This window comes from Ruegeria sp. 6PALISEP08 (assembly GCF_001238295.1).
Taxonomy (GTDB): domain Bacteria; phylum Pseudomonadota; class Alphaproteobacteria; order Rhodobacterales; family Rhodobacteraceae; genus Ruegeria.
Window position 1 is genome coordinate 60,401 of the sequence record NZ_LGXZ01000004.1, and the last position, 18,368, is coordinate 78,768.

Genomic DNA, 18,368 nt, shown 5'->3' on the forward strand with positions numbered 1-18,368 from the left:
GTGCAGGATTGGGCAACTCAGGGCCGTAGCGGCCCAAGCCTCGTCGAACACACAGGAGGGCAAATGACCCCGGATCAGAGTGACACCGATGTTCGACCCAGGTTGCGATTGTCCGTTGTTCGCGACACATGCATCATCGCAACACTGATTGTGCTGGGCCTTTATGCCGGGGCGGCCTTTTTGATCCCGCTGGCCATGGCGCTTTTGATCAATGTCCTGATCATCGCGCTGAGCGACCGTGTTGTGGCCCTGACCCGTGCACCGGTCTGGCTGGCCAATATCGCCGGTGTCACAGTGGTTCTGGTGGGTTTGTTTATGATCATGTACGTGCTGGGCAGTCAGGCCACGCAGTTTGCGCGGTCGATCAGCACCTATGAAAACCAGTTCGACGGAGCGGTTGAACGCGTTACCGGCTTGGTTGGCAATGACGTGACCAGGTTCATTCGGGACAATCTGGTCAATATCGACATGAACTTTGTCGGTCGCCTGCTTCTGGGCAGCGCCACGTCGCTGCTGAACCAGTTCTTTCTGATCAGCCTCTATGTCGCCTTCCTGATGGCCGAGCGCTTGGCCTTTCGCAATAAGATACAACTGGCCGCCGGAGACCCCAAAACCGGAGCCGAGTTTTCGACGATGTTGGACGCAATCTCGGTCAGCCTTCAGCGCTATGTCGGTGTCAAAACACTGATCAGCCTGATTACCGCAGCCATCAGCTATACTGTATTTCGCACTCTGGGGCTGGAGTATGCGGAAACCTGGGCCGTTCTTACCTTTGCGCTGAACTTCATCCCGTCCATCGGATCAATCATCGCCGTGTTCTTTCCAGCCATGATTTCGCTGGTTCAGTTCGACTCGATTGCCCCGTTTCTAATCATCATCTTCGGCTGCGGAACATTGCAGTTTCTGATCGGCAACTTCCTTGATCCGGCGATGCTGGGCCGGTCGCTGAACATGTCGACCTTTCTGGTTATTCTGGCCTTGACGTTCTGGACCACTGTCTGGGGCCTGATCGGAGCTTTCCTGAGTGTCCCTCTGACCGTGTGTATTCTCATCGTATTCAGTCACATTCCCGCGTTGCGCCCGGTTGCGATACTGATGTCGCTGGATGGCAGGTTGGGCGAAGACAACCGTCAGGCCCCTGCCCGCTGAACCATGCAGAAGCCCCTGTTCATCGGATCGGAAATCTACCGCAACTCCACCTACGGCTCGAAACACCCGCTGGCCATTCCAAGGGTTTCAACCGCAATTGACCTCTGCCGCGCGCTGGGCTGGGTGACGCCCCAGAACTACCGGGTCAGCCCCTGCGCGAAACCCAGCGCGTTAGAGACGTTTCATACCCCGGACTACATAGCCGCGCTGCAAAAGGCGGAACAGGAGCAGTACGTTACGGACAAAACTCGGGAGCAATACGGTCTGGGGACATTGTCTAACCCGGTGTTTGCGGAAATGTACCGACGCCCGGCCACGGCGGCTGGCGGTTCGATGCTGGCGGCGGAACTGATCCGCGACGGCGGAATCGCTTTCAACCCGGCTGGCGGCACGCATCATGGTCTGGCAGGTCGGGCCAACGGGTTCTGCTATCTCAACGATCCGGTGCTCGCGATCCAAACGCTGTTGAATGCGGGGCTGGATCGCGTGGTCTATATCGACATTGATGCCCATCACTGTGACGGGGTCGAAGCCGCCTTTCACGGCTCAACAAAACTGCGCATGATTTCCCTGCACGAAGCGCGGCGATGGCCCTTTACCGGAACTCTCGACGATGACGCAGGCGGGGCCGCATTCAATCTGCCAGTTGATCGGAATTTGAACGACGACGAATTCCGCATGATCCTGGAACAGTTGATCCTTCCCGCCACCGAAGTGTTCAAGCCCCAAGCCATCGTCCTGCAATGCGGCGCGGATGCGGTGGCCGAGGACCCCCTGTCACGGTTGGCCCTGTCAAACAACGCGCATTGGCACGCCGTTGCCAGTTTGCGAGACATGGCACCCCGTTTTCTGGTTTTGGGCGGCGGCGGTTACAACCCCTGGTCTGTTGCGCGCTTGTGGTCCGGCGTCTGGGCAACACTGAACGGATATGATGTTCCAGAAGTTTTGAGCGCAGAGGCACAGACCATTCTTGAATCTCTGACGTGGTCGCGTTCTGCCGGAAAAAACCCTCCGCGCCATTGGATCGAAACACTCAAAGACAGCCCGAATTGGGGTGAAATCAGACCTGAGTTGAAAAGAGATCTGACCTATTTGTCGAAGCGAATTTCGTAAAGGACCGCAGTAATCAGGTCTGACAACTGGCGATCAACGCGCGCCGGTCCAGCAGTCGTACACGGCCATAGCCTAGCTCGATCAGGCCCAGATCCACCAGCCGGTGCAGGTTTCTGTGCAAAGTCGGCTGCGACACAGCAATCATGGCTGCCAGTTCGTCTTGCGACACGACAATCCAATCCTCGTTCTTCGCGGTCCCCTCATCCAGATGCAGTAAGCGCAGAACCAACCGTTTCTCGGTGCCTGTGACTGCAAGGTTGGCCATGATCCGCAAGGCGGTTTGCATGTTGTCGTGGGTCAGCGCATAGAAATCGCGGATATATTCGGGGTTGTTCTGCACCATCCGCATGATGCGCGCGTTTGGAAAGAACACCGCCTGCGTCGCCTGCGTGGTGATCACACTGACCAGTCTTAACGCACCTGCAAACAGAGCCAAGTCGCCAATCCAGAACCCCGCGCCTTCGCGATGCAGCACAAATTCATGGCCGTCATCTGCCGGGGCGGTGATCTGAACACCACCGCTGAGGATCGCATAGACACCGTTTGCCGGATCGCCAAAATGATAAAGGGTTTCAAATGCTTCGACGGATTTTGCTATCCCGCACGCCGCCAAATCGGTCTGAAAAACCGCCGAACGCTCGCGGAACCACCCTGTGTCTTGCAACTGCTTCAGAATCTCCATTCATCCTCACATAAGTATTTCGCAATATAATCATATGATGAGTTTATAGCATCAGAACTGACTTAGACTAAGCGTGTTTGATTCCTGTCGTCTTCCGTTTATTTCAGATGGGAATCAATAATTTACAGCCGCGTTCTTCAAATATTTCGAAGGTTGGCTTTTTCTTTCGTACTCCGAGCCTCGTGGCTCGCTCAGATCAGGAGCACATCATGTCACCACCCCGTTCCTTAACCGATACGTGGCGCATCGGGTTGCGCCGGTTTGCCGTGGCATCCGTTGCGTTGGCGCTGGCTCTGCCCGCGTGGGCGCAGGACCAGAAACCCAATATTCTTGTGATTTGGGGCGACGATATCGGTCAATCCAACATCTCTGCCTATACCATGGGTCTGATGGGATATCAGACACCCAATATCGACAGGGTTGCAAAGGAAGGCATGATCTTCACCGACTACTACGGTGAACAATCCTGTACGGCTGGCAGGTCCTCGTTCATTATGGGCCAGTCTGTGTTCCGTACCGGACTGTCCAAAGTTGGCTTGCCGGGCGCGAAAGAGGGCATGCAGGTTGCAGATCCAACGATTGCCGGCCTACTAAAAGCTCAAGGCTATGCAACCGGTCAGTTTGGTAAGAACCACTTGGGCGATCGGGACGAGATGTTGCCGACCAATCATGGGTTTGATGAGTTTTTCGGAAATCTCTACCACCTGAACGCCGAGGAAGAGCCTGAAAACGAAGACTACCCCCAAAACCCGGAATTCCGCGAACGGTTCGGTCCGCGCGGGGTCATAAAATCCAGTGCTGACGGAATGATCGAAGACACCGGCCCATTGACCAAAAAGCGCATGGAAACGGTGGATGACGAAACGGTTGCGGCCGCGCTCGAGTTCATTGCGCGCAAGACGGAAGAAGGTGTTCCGTGGTTTGTATGGTGGTCCGGCACCAGAATGCACTTCCGCACTCATGTCAAAGACGAGATGCGCGCAAAAGCCGACGAAATCGCCGGCAAGCATATGGATGAGTACCAAGCAGGGATGATCGAGCATGACATGCATATCGGCCAGTTCCTTGCCCTGCTGGATGAACTGGGGATCGCGGACAACACGATCGTACATTATTCCACCGACAACGGCCCGCACATGAACACTTGGCCGGATGCGGCAATGACACCGTTCCGTGGTGAAAAGAACACCAACTACGAAGGCGGTTGGCGTGTGCCGTCAATGGTACGCTGGCCCGGCAAAATCGACGCCGGCACAGTCAGCAACGAGATCATGCATCACATGGACTGGTTGCCGACCTATTTGGCGGTTGCGGGAAATCCAGACATCAAGGAACAGCTGCTTGAAGGGATCACCGTGGCCGAAGTTGGCGGCGGACGAGACTACAAAGTGCATTTGGATGGATACAACTTCCTGCCGTACTTGACCGGTGAAACAAATGAAGGCCCACGTCACGAGATTTTCTACTTCTCTGACGATGGTGACCTGACTGCGTTGCGTTATGATGACTGGAAAGCAGTGTTTCTGGAGCACCGCTATCCGCAGACTTTGCGCGCTTGGGCTGAGCCCTGGACCGAACTGCGTATTCCGTTGCTCTTCAACCTTCGCCGCGATCCGTACGAGCGGGCCAATATCACTTCCAACACCTATTGGGATTGGTACATAGACCGTGTTTATCTGCTGCTGCCTGCGGCAGAATATGTGGGCCAGTTCCTGGAAACCTTCGAAGAGTTCCCGCCGCGTCAGAAGCCGGGCAGCTTCACGATTGGCGACGCCAAGGACAAGATCTTCAGTCAGGTCGGCTCCAAGTAAATTCGCGACACCTGAACCCGCAGCACCTGAACGGCGCTGCGGGTTTCTTGTTTTAACCACGGTATTTTTTGCCAAAACATGCGTCAAAGGAAACAAGCAATGACAAGAGCGCCCCTAGCCTTGGCTGTTGCAGCCTTACTGAGTGGATTTGCAAGCGTCACGGCATTCGCAGATCCGCTGCCCTCATGGGCGAACTCGGAAACGCGGGACCGTATCGTTGAATTTGTCGAGGCGGTGACGGACCCTGAAAACGCAAGCTATGTAACCCCGGCAGCCCGGATCGCAGTATTCGACAATGACGGAACACTCTGGGCTGAACAGCCGGTGTATTTCCAGTTCATTTTCGCCATGGACAGGCTGTCTGAGTTGGCGGAACAGGATCCTTCGATCCTGTCCACACCTGCTTTGAAAGCCGCTGCCGAAGGTGATCTTGCGACCATTCTTCAAGGCGGTCACGATGCGTTGATCGAAGTCGTCAACGCATCCCATTCCGGAACCAGCGTCGAGGAGTTTCAGACGCAAGTCGCCGAATGGTTGGCATCGACCCGACACCCGGACACCGGTTTGCCTTATGATCAGATGACCTATCAACCCATGGTCGAACTGTTGCGCTATCTACGGGATGAAGAGTTCAAAACCTACATTGTCTCAGGCGGCGGCATTCATTTCATGCGAGTCTTCGCTGAACAGGCTTATGGCATTCCGCCAGAGCAGATTCTGGGCACCTACGGAAATTCGACTTTCGAAGATGTCGATGGTGTCCCGACTGTGATCAAGGCCCCGGGCATTGCTTTTATCGATGACAAGGACGGCAAACCGATCAACATCGAACGCACCATCGGCAAGCGCCCCATTCTGGCCGGAGGCAACTCGGACGGGGATTTCGCGATGCTTGACTGGACCACCTCGGGTGATGGGCCACGTCTGGGCATCCTGATCCACCACACAGACGACAAGCGTGAATGGGCCTATGACCGCGAAAGCCCGGTTGGAAAACTGGTTGACGGTCTGGATCAGGGGCCAAACAAAGGCTGGGTCATAGTCGATATGGCGAATGACTGGTCACGGGTCTACACTGGAGGAAACTGAACGGCCAGAAAGGCTTAAGACCTCATGTGGACAGTGCTTGTTTCCGTCTTTGTTTTTGCGCTTTACGCCACTGCTTTTGTGTTTTCAGTCCGCGCGGCACAAACCGCGCGCACACCACAAGGTGCAGTTGGATGGGTTGTCTTTCTGATCTCTGCCCCGTTTTTTGCGGTGCCATTGTATCTGTTTCTGGGACATCACAGGTTTCGCGGCTATCGTATTGCACGCCAGCAAAGCGAGCGGGTTGTCGAGGGGATCAAAACCTTTGCCGACTACTCGCGACCTGATCCGGACACGATGTCGCTTAATCCGCGTCCGTTTGAGTATTTGGCACATCTACCGGTCTCCAGCGGTAACGGCGCTCAGCTTCTGGTCGATGGTCAGGCCACATTCGATGCGATTTTTCAAGCTATCGACAGCGCCCAGAATTATATTCTCATTCAGTTCTACATCGTCCGCGACGACACTCTGGGCCAAGAGCTTCAATCCAAACTTATGGAGGCAGCCAAACGGGGTGTTCACGTCCGTTTCATGACCGACGCCGTGGGCAGTTATGGTTTGCCCAGTACGTACTTGGACTCCATGCGGGATGCGGGAATTGACGTGGCGGACCCGCGACAGCAGCGCGGGCCGAACTTCCGGTTTCAACTGAACTACCGCAACCACCGCAAGACTGTGATCATCGACGGGGAAACCGGTTTCATCGGTGGTCACAACATCGGAGTCGAGTATCTGGGGCAAGACCCGCATTTCGGCCATTGGCGGGACACGCATATCAAGATGACCGGACACATTGTCCGGCAATTGCAGCTTATCTTTACGGAAGATTGGCACTGGGCCCGCGACGAGGATCTGATCGACGATCTCGACTGGGCCGGGAGCGAGTCAGAGCAGAACATGAACGCGTTGCTGGTCGCAACCGGACCCGGAGATGACACCGAAACCGGCGCGATGTTGTTCTTTTCAGCCATCGCCGAGGCGAAAGAGCGGCTTTGGATCGCCTCCCCCTATTTTGTGCCAGACATCGACATCATGACAGCCCTGCAACACGCGGCGATGCGGGGCGTGGATGTGCGTATTCTTGTCCCGGATGTCATCGACCACCGCCTGCCCTGGCTGGCCGCTTTTGCCTATTTCGACGAAATTCGCGATTGCGGCGTGCGGGTGTATCGGTACACAGACGGGTTCATGCATCAAAAGGTGTTTGTCGTGGACGACACTTTGGCGGCCGTTGGCACCACTAATCTGGACAACCGATCCTTCCGCCTGAATTTCGAAGCCATGGCCTTGTTCTTCGATGCGCGCGCAACTTTGGCCGTCGATCAAATGCTAAGAAAGGATTTCGAAGCCAGCTATGAGCTGACCCGCAGGTTGGCACAACAACCGGCGCATATCCGGTTTGGTGCCCCACTGGCGCGGTTGTTTGCTCCGATTCTCTAGGTAAAGAACTTCTCTTGAAAGACGCGGGTCATCATGGCCACCAGATATGCGGTCGACAGACCAAAGGCCAACAGACCGGCAACCGAGGCAAATGAACCGAAGATGCGCAAACCTTCACCCAAAACGATGTCGCCGTAGCCCAGTGTTGTGAATGTCACCAGCGAGAAATAGATGGCCGTGTTCCAATCCGGCAAAACCTCAAGCAGCACCCACACGATGGCCCATATCCAGACTTGAATCGTATGTGTCGCAATGATGAACGCCAAAGACACGGCAATGGGTGCGGCGGTTGCGAAAAACACCCCTTTATTGGACCATTTTTTATCCCATTTTATGATCGTGACGGTACACCAGGTCAGCAGAAGGATCTCGATCACAAAGCAGATACCCAAAAAGGTACTGCCCCAAATGATCTGATGCAGCAACGTCATGTTTTTCGTCCTGATTTACGGCAGTGGATCATCGGCGCAGAATGACGGCTTGGGCAGGAAGGCACAAGCCCGGCCCGAAGCGATTTAACCTGCGGCGAATGGAACCGGGCGTTGGTCCACACTGGACAGTCTGGAAGTCTGACGCACATCCTGTGAAGAAAAAGGGCAGACCATGTTGTTAACCATCGACCGTGTTCAGAAAACCTACCGCGGCGGACGGCCTGTTCTGCGCGATGTATCGCTGGTTCTGGATCAGGGGCAAACGCTGGCGCTGACCGGGGAAAGCGGCAGCGGGAAGAGCACCTTACTGAACCTCGCTGCAGCCCTGGACAGTTTTGATGGTGGAGAGATCACGCTCGACGGCACGGCCTTATCTCCTTTGGACGATGCAGGGCGGGCCGAGTTGAGGCGCAAGCAGGTGTCGCTGGTGTTTCAACAATTCAACCTGATCCCATCCCTGACCGTCGCGCAGAACCTGTCGTTTCACGCCCGTCTTGCCGGTGTCGAAGATCCTGCATGGAACACCCATTTGGCTGAACGTCTGGGCCTGTCGGAGTTACGCGATCGCTACCCCGAGAACCTGTCGGGCGGTCAACAACAAAGGGTTGCCATCGGGCGGGCCATGGCCGCACGCCCCAAGCTATTATTGGCGGACGAGCCGACAGGCAATCTGGATGAAACCGCCAGCGCAACTGTGCTCGACCTGATGTTGACGCTTGTGGCCGATACCGGGGCGGCGTTATTGCTGGTGACGCATTCACAGCAGATCGCCGCGCGTTTGGACCGCCAGGTCAGACTGACCGGCGGGCGCATTCAATGACACGGGCCGTCATTCAGGCGCTTCTGTCCCATTGGCGGGCGCATCGATTACAACTGGCGACCCTGCTGATCGGCATCGCTTTGGCCACCGGATTATGGTCGGCTGTGCAAGCCATCAACGCCGAGGCGCGCGCCAGCTATGCACGTGCCAATGCTCAACTGGCAATTGGGCAATTTGACGAGCTGCGTGACCCGTCGGGCCCGATTCCGATCTCTCGCTATGTCGACCTGCGTCGCGCGGGTTGGCAGGTCGCTGCGGTTCTGGAAGGTCCTTACCGGGTCAGCGGGCGGACCTTGCGCCTGATGGGCGTGGACATGGTTGCCTACCCGGCCTTGCCGGGCGTGACCGAAGCGGAACAAAGCACGGCACCGCCTGAGCCTGCCGACATGCTGACCGCTCCGGGTCGTGTACTTGCATCTCCGGAATTGGAGCCACTGCTGCAGGATCAGATCAACCTGCCCCCTATTCTGACCACCTCGGCCCTACCCACCGACGTTATCCTGACTGACATCGGCGTGGCCGAGCGGCTTCTGAATCAACCGGGCGTCATCTCGAGGCTTGTTTTGCTGCCAATCCAACCGCGCGACCTGCCGCCGTTATCTCAAATCGCGCCGGAACTTGAACGTGTGAGCCCGTCCTCACAAGTCGACACCGCGCGGTTGACCGACAGCTTTCACCTGAACCTGTCGGCCTTTGGTCTGTTGTCCTTTGCCGTTGGCCTGTTCATTGTAAACGGCACCGTTGGTCTGGCCTTTGCGCAGCGGCGCGGCATGATCCGCACTCTGCGTGCGTTGGGTGTGTCGATGCAGAGGCTGGTTTGGCTGGTCCTGACCGAACTGACCGTATTGGCGCTAGTCGGTGGCGGGTTTGGATTGCTGCTGGGTTTCTTTCTTGCCGGGGCGTTGCTGCCTGACGTCGCCGCCACGTTACGCGGCCTCTATGGTGCGCCCGTAACCGGACAGCTGACGTTGCAACCGCAGTGGGTTTTGGCAGGGCTCGCCATGGCGGTATTCGGAACCTTACTGGCCAGCGGTCATGCGCTGTGGCGTTTGTCCAACATGCCTTTGCTGGAAGGGCCCGGCGTACAGGCGTGGCAAAGCAATTCCCGCGCACGCCGCATCGTCGGAGCAACAGGTCTGGTCCTGATCGTCGGCGGGTCGCTGGCTTATGTCAGTATCGGAGGGCTGGTTGCAGGTTTTATTTTGCTGGCCGGGCTACTGACAGGTGCCGCGCTGTTGTTACCTGCCCTTTTGGCCATGGCGCTGTCTGCCTTGGCACGCACGGCGCGTGGTCCGATTGCCCAATGGGTCTGGGCCGACATGCGGGCGCAATTGCCTGGTTTGTCTCTGGCCCTGATGGCGCTTTTGCTGGCACTGGCGGCAAATATCGGCGTGGGCACAATGGTGTCCAGCTTCCGGTTAACCTTTGTCGGCTGGCTGGATCAACGACTGACCTCCGAGCTGTACGTGACCGCGCGTGATGCGGACCAGGCGCACGCGATCACCGCCTGGTTACGCCCACAAGTCGATGCCATCCTGCCGATCCGCAACGTGGAACTGTCCCATGAAACCGGCCCGCTGTTCCTGTATGGCGTGGTGGATGATCCCGTGTATCGGCAGCACTGGCCATTGATTGCCTCAACCCCCACCGTTTGGGATGATGTGATGGCTGGAGACGCGGTGCTTATCAACGAACAACTGGCGCGACGCGCAACTCTTTGGCCCGGCGATGAACTGAAACTGTCATCTGAACGCATTCTGCCCATCGCTGGCGTCTATTCCGATTACGGCAACCCAACCGGGCAAGCGATCGTTTCAATGGCACAGTTGGACCATATCACACCGGGAACCGAAACGCGGCGGTTTGGCGTCAGAATGCCGCCTGAAGACGCGACCGCCATGGCACAAACCGTGCGGGACCAGTTTGACTTGTCGCCAGGTACGGTCGTGCAGCAAGCCGCGATGAAGGCGCAATCGCTTGCGATCTTTGAAAAAACTTTTGTCGTGACCTCGGCACTCAACGTTCTGACCCTTGGCGTGGCAGGCTTTGCTATCCTGACCAGTCTATTGACCTTATGGACCCAACGCCTGCCACAGATCGCCCCCGTTTGGGCATTGGGTCTGAACCGCACGCAATTGGCCCGGCTGGAGCTTTTGCGCAGCGTGTTGCTGGCAGCGCTGACCGCGTGTCTGGCCCTGCCGCTGGGCTTGGTTCTGGCTTGGGTTCTTCTGGCGGTTATCAATGTGCAAGCCTTCGGTTGGCGTCTGCCGATGTTCATCTTCCCATGGGATTGGCTGTGGTTGTTCCTGCTGACACTATTGGCCGCTCTGATCGCCGCGACGGTGCCCGCGTTTCGTATGCTGCGACTGCCGCCTGCTGAATTGCTGAAAGTGTTCGCAAATGAACGTTAAGACCCTATTGCTCTACCTATTCATCTCTTTCCCGCTGCCACTGTGGGCACAGGGATATGCAGGTCTGGGCGGATCAGCCGAAGGTTTTAACGAGCCTCAATCAGGGTATGCGTTTGATTTCCCCAAAGATCATGGTCCCCACCCTGCCTATAGGATCGAATGGTGGTATCTGACAGCCAACCTCAGGGGTGAGGATGGGCGCGACTATGGAATTCAATGGACCCTGTTCCGATCGGCACTGAAACCTTTTGAAACAGAAGGCTGGCAAAGCCCGCAAATCTGGATGGGCCACGCGGCCACAACAACGCCTGACGCGCACTTCTTTGCCGAGCGTCTTTCGCGCGGTGGGATTGGTCAGGCGGGTGTGACTGCTCAACCCTTTGAGGCATGGATCGACGAATGGCGCATGGCCGGACCGGATTTCGACACACTGACCCTTTCGGCTAACGGAGAAGATTTTGGATATGATCTGTCGCTGACCGCTCAAGGGCCATTGGTGTTTCACGGCGATGCAGGCTATTCGGTCAAATCCGCTGATGGGCAGGCCAGCTACTATTACTCTCAACCGTTCTATGCGGTTGAAGGCACTTTGCGCCTGCCAGACGGAGATATGCGCGTAACCGGTCAAGGCTGGCTGGACCGCGAATGGTCATCGCAACCTCTGGCTGCGGATCAAAGCGGGTGGGATTGGTTTTCGCTGAGTTTCGAGGGCGGAGACAAGATGATGGCCTTTCGGTTGCGTGGGGCGCGGGGCGATTTCACCTCAGCCACATGGATCAATGCCGACGGCAGCACCGAGACGATCCCTGACGGTTCCATTCAAATGACGCCACTGCGCACCGATCAGGTCGCCGGGCGTGCAGTGCCGACGCATTGGCGCATCGCATTGCCGGACCGAGATGTGGATGTCGAAGTTTTGGCCCTGACACCCGAGGCATGGATGGGCACCCGCTTTGAGTATTGGGAAGGCCCTGTCACTGTGACAGGCAGCCATGATGGTATCGGTTATCTGGAAATGACCGGCTACTGATCTTTGTGTCGCCACGCTGTCACACCAGGTCCTTATAAACGCCCGGCCAAGGAAACGTTACAGGGTCATACCGGGCGGTTGGGTATCCACGGACTGTTTTATAGCCTGCCTTTGGATTGCCGCGACCCTGATGTGCGCGCAATTGTGTAAAAACGCCTGCCTCAGGGGCTGGACGCTGCAGCCGCCCTTGGGGCGACCGGCGCCCCTCCGGTAGATTATTATGTGCGGACGGCGGGCACGCGGTTGGCCCATGTGCATCTGCAGGACACCGACGGATATGCCGACCGCCACTGGGCGCCCGGCAAGGGGACAGTCAATTGGCAGGCCGTCTTTGAAGCACTGACAAAAAGCGCCCCGGACGCGCGTTTGGTATTGGAGCTACGCAACAGCAGCGATGTGCCGCCGGGATTTCCACACCTCTGCGCGTTGGGGCTGGCCGAATAATCAGCGGACCACGTAGACCGAAACAGTAGAATGCCGCACCACGCGCGCGGCATTCGGGCCAAGCAGGTAGTCCTTGAGATCCGGCTTATGCGCGCCGATCACGATCAGATCGGATCCGGCCCCTTCTGCGGTTTTCAGAATCTCCTGATAGGCTGTTCCCGTCGCAACAACATGGCGGATGCTTTCATTACGCTCTGCCCCCAAAGCCGAAACGCACAGCGCCGTTAGTTTGGCCTGAGCCTCCTCCAGCGCTTTTTCGTGGAAATCGGATTCAAAGAAACCGGACACCCAGCTTTCACCGAAATCCGGCAGCACGGTCACCACATCCAACTGCGCCCCTTCCAAATCCGCCAGAGCGGCCGCCTTTTGCAGGACGGGCGCATCAATTTCGCCATTGCTGATATCAATGGCGCACAGTACCGAACCAGTCATGCGAGCACCTCTTCTCTGGCGGCCCGGCCGCGTTGCAGGAAGGCGATGAAACCCAGAAGGATCATCGCAGGAATATAAATCAGCTGCTTCGGTGGCTGGCTGGACGGCAGGCTGACCGAGGTCAGACGCACGGCCTCATCCCCATAATAGTCGAAGTTGCCAAGATCATCGGCTACTGGTGTGCCGAATAAGGGCTCTTCCAACTTAACCAGTCCGTCTTCGGGGATCAGCAGCAGGCCCATTGCCTCGACCCGTGCGGCGCCGCCTTCTTCTTCGCCCACGGTGACAACAACAGTTGTATCCACCATTTCAAGCGTGTCGAAATCGGGTCCGGACACAACCAGCCGAACTTCTGAACCCGGAAGTGCCTGACCGATTGTCTCTTCGAATGCAGCAGGCTCAACCAACTGGAACGGGGGCGAAATGCGATCCATGAAAAAGTCCGGCCTGAACAGGGCAAAGGCCACAAATATCAGGGCAATGCTTTCATAGATACGGCTGTGGGTCAGGAAGTACCCCATGGTGCCAGCTGTGAAGACCAGAATGGCTATGGTCGCAAATATGGCGACTATGATACCTTCGACCCAAGTCACATCGATCAACAGCAAGTCTGTGTTGAAGATGAAAACGAAGGGCAACGCTACAGTGCGCAAGCTGTAGAAAAACGCCGTGAAGCCGGTCTTGATCGCGTCACCACCAGAAACAGCGGCCGCAGCGAAGCTGGCCAGACCGACCGGAGGCGTGACGTCCGCCATGATCCCGAAGTAGAACACGAACAGATGGACGGCGATCAGCGGCACGATCAGGCCGCTCTGTGCACCCAGTTCGACAACCACACCGGCCATCAACGAGCTGACAACGATATAGTTCGCCGTGGTAGGCAGACCCATGCCCAGGATCAGGCTGAGGATACCGACCATGATCAGCATCAGGATCAGGTTGCCGCCTGAAAGAAACTCGACCAGATCGGCCATCACTTGCCCTACACCAGTCAGGGTTACTGTGCCGACGATTACGCCCGCCGTGGCCGTAGCCAGAGCGATCCCGATCATGTTGCGCGCCCCGTCGATCAGGCCCTGCCACAGGTCGGCAATGCCGTCGATAAAGCGGTTATAGACATCGCTTTCACCCCGGAAGATCGCCTTAAGCGGTTTCTGGGTCAGCAAGATCACGAAAAGCAAAGCGGTGGCCCAGAAGGCCGAAAGGCCGGGCGATTTCTGTTCGATCATCAGGAAGTAGACCAGCACGATGATCGGCAGAAGGTAATGCAAACCGGCCTTGTAGATGTCGGCGATGACCGGCAGCGTGACCTCTTTGGCGTTTGGATCGTCGGGCTCAAGATCCGGCACTTTAGAAGCCAGATAGAGCAGCACGACATAGATCGCACAGACAATCAGGCTAAGGATCAATCCTGCGGCAGAAGGTGCCCAGCTTGTCACCGCCTCCACCGGGAATTGTGAACTGTAGCAAAGGCCGGCAAACACAAGGAAGAACGACAACATTCCGACAACGGTTCTCGCCAGATGCACTTCCCGGTCGCCCAAGGTCGGCATGTTCCGCTTCACCGCTTCAAGATGCACGATGTAGACCAGCGCGATGTAAGAAATCGCGGCGGGCAAAAATGCGTGGGTGATGACCTCAACATATGAGATGCCAACATATTCCACCATCAGGAAGGCCGCAGCGCCCATCACAGGCGGCATGATCTGCCCGTTGACCGAGCTTGCAACCTCAACCGAACCCGCCTGTTCGCTGGAAAAGCCCACGCGTTTCATCAGCGGTATGGTGAAGGTCCCGGTGGTAACAACATTTGCAATCGACGAGCCCGAGATCAGCCCGGTCGCAGCAGAGCCCACAACAGCCGCCTTGGCGGGACCGCCACGCAGGTGGCCAAGCGCCCCGAAGGCCATTTTGATGAAATAGTTCCCTGCCCCGGCCTTATCCAACAAGGCCCCGAACAGAACGAAGAGGAACACGAATTTCGTGGAAACACCCAACGCGATACCAAAGACGCCTTCGGACGTGATCCACATATGGCTCATTGCCTTTTTCAGGCTCGCACCCTTCCAGCGGATAACTTCGGGAACGTATTCAGATGAGCCAAAGAAAACATAAGCCAGAAAAATCGTTGCGATGATTGCCATGGCCGGGCCAAGCGCACGGCGCGCGGCCTCGAACAGCAACAGCAGACCGCCCAAAGCGATCCACTTATCCGTGTTATCGGCCAGACCGCCCGCATTGACGATCTTGTCATAGAAGAAATAACCGTACAGCGCGACAAACGCGCCCAATAGTCCCATGATCCAATCCTGGATCGGGATATAGCCGCGCGGGCTGGATTTCAGCGCCGGATAAGCCGCAAACGCCAGGAACATCGCAAAGGCCAGATGGAACTGCCGCGCGTTGTTCACAACGCTTCCGGGCAGAACATAGTTCGAGATTGGTGAGGCCAGAACAACCTGAAAAATCGACCAGATCGCGGCCACGATGGCCAGAAAAATCCCTACGTTCCCGACCGGGTTACGCCCTCCGGCGTCGGAAGATGCGACCAGATCCTGAAGTTCTTCTTCGGATAGCGGGCGATTGGATTGTGTGTCGGAACTCATGCAATGTCTCCCCGTCACGGCCTTTTTTGGCCTTTTGGAACCCCGTTTCACACGGGTTGTGTGCAGGGCGCCCGTGAGCGCCCTGCGTCAGGTCTGGTTTATTGAATCCAGCCTTTTTCTTTGTAGTACTTCTCGGCGCCCGGATGCAGCGGTGCCGACAGGCCATCCGCGATCATCTCTTCCGGCTTCAGGTTGGCAAATGCAGGGTGCAGCTTCTTGAAGTCATCGAAGTTCTCAAACACCGAGCTGACAACCGCGTAAACCGCGTCATCCGACACGTCCGCCGAGGTCACAAAAGTTGCGCCCACACCGAAAGTCGCAGTGTCGCCATCGGACCCACGGTACATGCCACCTGGGATGGTTGCCGTGCGGTAGAACGAGTTGTCGCCCACCAGCTTGTCCACAGCGTCGCCGCTGACATTTACCAAAACTGAATCACACGCGGTGGTGGCTTCCTGGATCGAACCCGAGGGGTGACCCACGGTGTAGACCATCGCGTCGATCTGGTTGTCACACAGAGCCGCCGATTGCTCAGCCGCTTTCAGCTCGGTCGCCAGTTCGAAATCACCGGTGGTCCAGCCCATTTCACCCAGCAGAACCTCCATGGTGCCGCGCTGACCGGAACCGGGGTTACCGATGTTGACGCGCTTGCCTTTCAGGTCCTCAAAGTTGGTGATGCCGGAATCGGCACGCGCCACAACGGTGAAGGGCTCGGGGTGGACCGAGAAAACCGCACGCAGATTTTCAAACGGGCCAGCCTCTTCGAATTTCGAGCTGCCGTTATACGCATGGTACTGCCAGTCGGACTGCGCCACACCAAATTCCAGCTCGCCTTCGCGAATGGTGTTGATGTTGTAGACCGAACCACCGGTCGATTCGACCGAACAGCGCACGCCATGTTCTTTACGGCCTTTGTTCACCAGACGGCAGATCGCGCCCCCTGTCGGATAGTATACGCCGGTCACGCCACCTGTGCCGATGGTGATGAATTCTTCGGCATATGCGGCAGGCGCCATCATGGCTGCCGTCACAAACGCGCCAAGGCTCAGTTTGCTACTGTTTTTCATGTGTTAACTCCCAATTTTTTTCTGGCAGTTGGAACCAAATGGGTCTCTCTGCTCAGGGAAGCGTGCCGATACTGAAAATCGGCCCGTCCTGCAACAGGTCTAACCATTTGAATTTTCCAGTGTCTCCCAACCCTTAAGAGGTTTCATTCAGAGACACTGATTGTCAAGGTCAGCGCCAAGATTGATCCCGCCAAATCGCATATATGACCTGAAATCCCGAAGTTTCCCCTTCAGAACGCCAGAGGCCATCCCACTTTTCGAGCGACATTTAAAGTTCAAACATACGCCTCATTCCTGGCGCAAATGACAGGCACCTGCTCGCCAGGTTCGGGCGGAATGATTGCCCATTTCGCCGGACCCAGCGAACAGAAAACTCCCAATCTTGGAACTCAAAATGGTAAAAAAATACCTCTTCGTGCTGGCTGTTGCAACGACGGCGGCCACCCCGGTTTTGGCTAAGAACGTTTTACAACAAGATGATTTTACAGTTGAATGTGTGTCGGATGTCGATGGCAGCAGCGTTACTGTGAAGCGGTCGGACGGTTCGGACAAAGGCTATCTTGCCACAGGTGATCTGCAGGGCCAGGCCACAATTTATCCTGTCGGAGAATCAATGACGATTCTGTTGATGCAAGACGAACAGGTCGTCACGTTTGTGGTGAACTACGACAGCTTGAAATACGATATGATGGTCAAAGGCACGGTCCAGAAGTTTGATCGAGGCACCTGCCCCGCATCCTGAAAACCATGCAAGGATAACTTCTGCACCGCATTGAGAAAGACATGATACGGCGCAAGTGTGTTCATCCTTCACGCGCGTATTGACATCTAAAGAAACTATATCTGTAGATATCTGGCCTGCGGTTAGAACACAAAAAGCGGCGCAACTGCGCCGCTTTTATATTTTGTTTCAAAGCTCAAACTGACGCTTTGAAAATCTTGTCGATGTTTCCACCCAGGGCTGCATTGAACTCGGCATCCGATTGCTGTTTTGACAGACCTTCGGTCAGCGCGCGCGAAAAAGATGCGATCATCTTGCCGTTCCGGGCCAGCAGATCACACGCTTGTTCCGTTGAATATCCACCTGACAAAGCGACCACACGCACCACACGGGGGTGATCGGCCAAGTCGTCATAAAGGTTTGCCGCGCTCGGGATCGTCAGTTTCAGCATGATATCCTGCCCTTCGCCCAGCTGGTCGAGGTTTTTCAGGATTTCAGCCTTCAGGATCTCTTCCGCTTCGGCTTTGGTTTCCGAGTTGATATTCACCTCGGGCTCGACAATCGGAACCATCCCTGCGGCAACAACTTCGCGCGCGACGTCGAATTGCTGCGCCACAACGGCGGCAATGCCCTCTGCGTTGGCTTCGTGGATCACCGAACGCTCCTTGGTGCCGAACACACCCTCTGCCTTTGCAAGTGTTTCTGCCAGACCTGGAATCGGTTTCATCATCTGAACGCCATTGGCTGTCTCTTCCAGACCTTTATCGATTTTAAGGAAAGGAACGATACCTTTGGCCGACCAAAGGTAATCCGCAACTTTGCGGCCTTCGATCTGTTCGCCCAGCGTGCGTTCGAACAGGATTGCGCCGATGACTTTGTCCTTGGTGAAGTCGTCCGCCAGAATAATCCGCGCACGCATGTTCTGGATTTCGCCAAACATCTCTTCTTCCGAGGCGTAATCCGACGCGTCCACCCCATACAGCGCCAGCGCCTTGGGGGTCGATCCGCCGCTTTGATCCAGTGCAGCAATAAAGCCTGCTCCGTTGGACATCTGCGCGCGCTGTTCTGCTTTGGACATAATGCTTTCCCGTTCAAGAATGATTCCGATTTCATCCATCGCATACA

Annotated in this window: 16 protein-coding genes; 10 read left to right on the forward strand and 6 right to left on the reverse strand. The window is 56.4% G+C overall.

Going from position 1 to position 18,368, the window contains the following annotated elements:
- Positions 1 to 63: 63 nt before the first annotated feature.
- Entirely contained in the window at positions 64 to 1,149 is a 1,086-nt protein-coding gene (locus ALB80_RS07470; RefSeq protein ID WP_050603430.1) for an AI-2E family transporter, read from the forward strand.
- Positions 1,150 to 1,152: 3 nt separating this feature from the next.
- Positions 1,153 to 2,262, forward strand: coding sequence for an acetoin utilization protein AcuC (locus ALB80_RS07475; protein WP_050603431.1), 1,110 nt, complete (start codon positions 1,153 to 1,155; stop codon positions 2,260 to 2,262).
- Positions 2,263 to 2,275: 13 nt separating this feature from the next.
- Here the strand turns inward: ALB80_RS07475 and ALB80_RS07480 are convergent, their stop codons facing one another.
- Positions 2,276 to 2,944 (reverse strand): Crp/Fnr family transcriptional regulator, encoded by a 669-nt coding sequence (locus ALB80_RS07480; protein WP_050603432.1) that lies wholly within the window; start codon positions 2,942 to 2,944, stop codon positions 2,276 to 2,278.
- A 209-nt stretch (positions 2,945 to 3,153) separates the two neighbouring features.
- Between ALB80_RS07480 and ALB80_RS07485 the strand changes: the two genes are divergently transcribed.
- The 3 genes from ALB80_RS07485 (at position 3,154) to cls (ending at position 7,281) form a co-directional block, all read left to right on the forward strand.
- On the forward strand, positions 3,154 to 4,755 hold the full coding sequence (locus ALB80_RS07485; RefSeq protein ID WP_050603433.1) for an arylsulfatase: 1,602 nt from the start codon (positions 3,154 to 3,156) through the stop codon (positions 4,753 to 4,755).
- 99 nt (positions 4,756 to 4,854) lie between these two features.
- Positions 4,855 to 5,844: an HAD family phosphatase gene (locus tag ALB80_RS07490; protein WP_050603434.1), complete on the forward strand. Its 990-nt coding sequence runs from the start codon at positions 4,855 to 4,857 to the stop codon at positions 5,842 to 5,844.
- A gap of 24 nt (positions 5,845 to 5,868) precedes the next feature.
- Entirely contained in the window at positions 5,869 to 7,281 is a 1,413-nt protein-coding gene (gene cls, locus ALB80_RS07495; RefSeq protein ID WP_050603435.1) for a cardiolipin synthase, read from the forward strand.
- On the opposite strand, the gene ALB80_RS07500 is transcribed toward cls, so the two are convergent.
- Positions 7,278 to 7,712: an ion channel gene (locus ALB80_RS07500; protein ID WP_050603436.1), complete on the reverse strand. Its 435-nt coding sequence runs from the start codon at positions 7,710 to 7,712 to the stop codon at positions 7,278 to 7,280. The genes cls and ALB80_RS07500 overlap by 4 nt on opposite strands.
- 172 nt (positions 7,713 to 7,884) lie before the next feature.
- On the opposite strand from ALB80_RS07500, the gene ALB80_RS07505 reads away from it, so the two are divergent.
- From ALB80_RS07505 to ALB80_RS22475, 4 genes are all read left to right on the forward strand, one after another.
- The gene (locus tag ALB80_RS07505) at positions 7,885 to 8,532 is read left to right on the forward strand and encodes an ABC transporter ATP-binding protein (protein ID WP_050603437.1); all 648 of its coding nucleotides are present in this window, start codon (positions 7,885 to 7,887) and stop codon (positions 8,530 to 8,532) included.
- A complete protein-coding gene (locus ALB80_RS07510) occupies positions 8,529 to 10,943 on the forward strand; it encodes an ABC transporter permease (RefSeq protein ID WP_050603438.1) in 2,415 nt (804 codons plus the stop codon). Before ALB80_RS07505 ends, ALB80_RS07510 begins: the two co-directional genes overlap by 4 nt.
- Positions 10,933 to 11,973, forward strand: coding sequence for a lipocalin-like domain-containing protein (locus ALB80_RS07515; protein WP_050603439.1), 1,041 nt, complete (start codon positions 10,933 to 10,935; stop codon positions 11,971 to 11,973). The genes ALB80_RS07510 and ALB80_RS07515 overlap by 11 nt, the downstream gene beginning before the upstream one ends.
- A 222-nt stretch (positions 11,974 to 12,195) precedes the next feature.
- Positions 12,196 to 12,417 carry a TIM barrel protein gene (locus ALB80_RS22475; RefSeq protein ID WP_216597667.1) on the forward strand — a complete coding sequence of 74 codons (222 nt, stop codon included), beginning with the start codon at positions 12,196 to 12,198 and terminating at the stop codon, positions 12,415 to 12,417.
- On the opposite strand, the gene ALB80_RS07530 is transcribed toward ALB80_RS22475, so the two are convergent.
- The 3 genes from ALB80_RS07530 to ALB80_RS07540 form a co-directional block, all read right to left on the reverse strand.
- Positions 12,418 to 12,849, reverse strand: coding sequence for a universal stress protein (locus ALB80_RS07530; protein ID WP_050603442.1), 432 nt, complete (start codon positions 12,847 to 12,849; stop codon positions 12,418 to 12,420).
- Positions 12,846 to 15,455 (reverse strand): TRAP transporter permease, encoded by a 2,610-nt coding sequence (locus tag ALB80_RS07535; RefSeq protein WP_050603443.1) that lies wholly within the window; start codon positions 15,453 to 15,455, stop codon positions 12,846 to 12,848. Before ALB80_RS07535 ends, ALB80_RS07530 begins: the two co-directional genes overlap by 4 nt.
- Before the next feature lie 98 nt (positions 15,456 to 15,553).
- On the reverse strand, positions 15,554 to 16,522 hold the full coding sequence (locus tag ALB80_RS07540) for a TAXI family TRAP transporter solute-binding subunit (RefSeq protein WP_050603444.1): 969 nt from the start codon (positions 16,520 to 16,522) through the stop codon (positions 15,554 to 15,556).
- 382 nt (positions 16,523 to 16,904) lie between these two features.
- Here ALB80_RS07540 and ALB80_RS07545 point away from each other — a divergent pair, with 382 nt between their 5' ends.
- Positions 16,905 to 17,264: a hypothetical protein gene (locus ALB80_RS07545; RefSeq protein ID WP_157054163.1), complete on the forward strand. Its 360-nt coding sequence runs from the start codon at positions 16,905 to 16,907 to the stop codon at positions 17,262 to 17,264.
- Between the two features lie 175 nt (positions 17,265 to 17,439).
- On the opposite strand, the gene ALB80_RS07550 is transcribed toward ALB80_RS07545, so the two are convergent.
- Entirely contained in the window at positions 17,440 to 18,321 is an 882-nt protein-coding gene (locus ALB80_RS07550; RefSeq protein ID WP_050603660.1) for a fructose bisphosphate aldolase, read from the reverse strand.
- Positions 18,322 to 18,368: the final 47 nt, after the last annotated feature.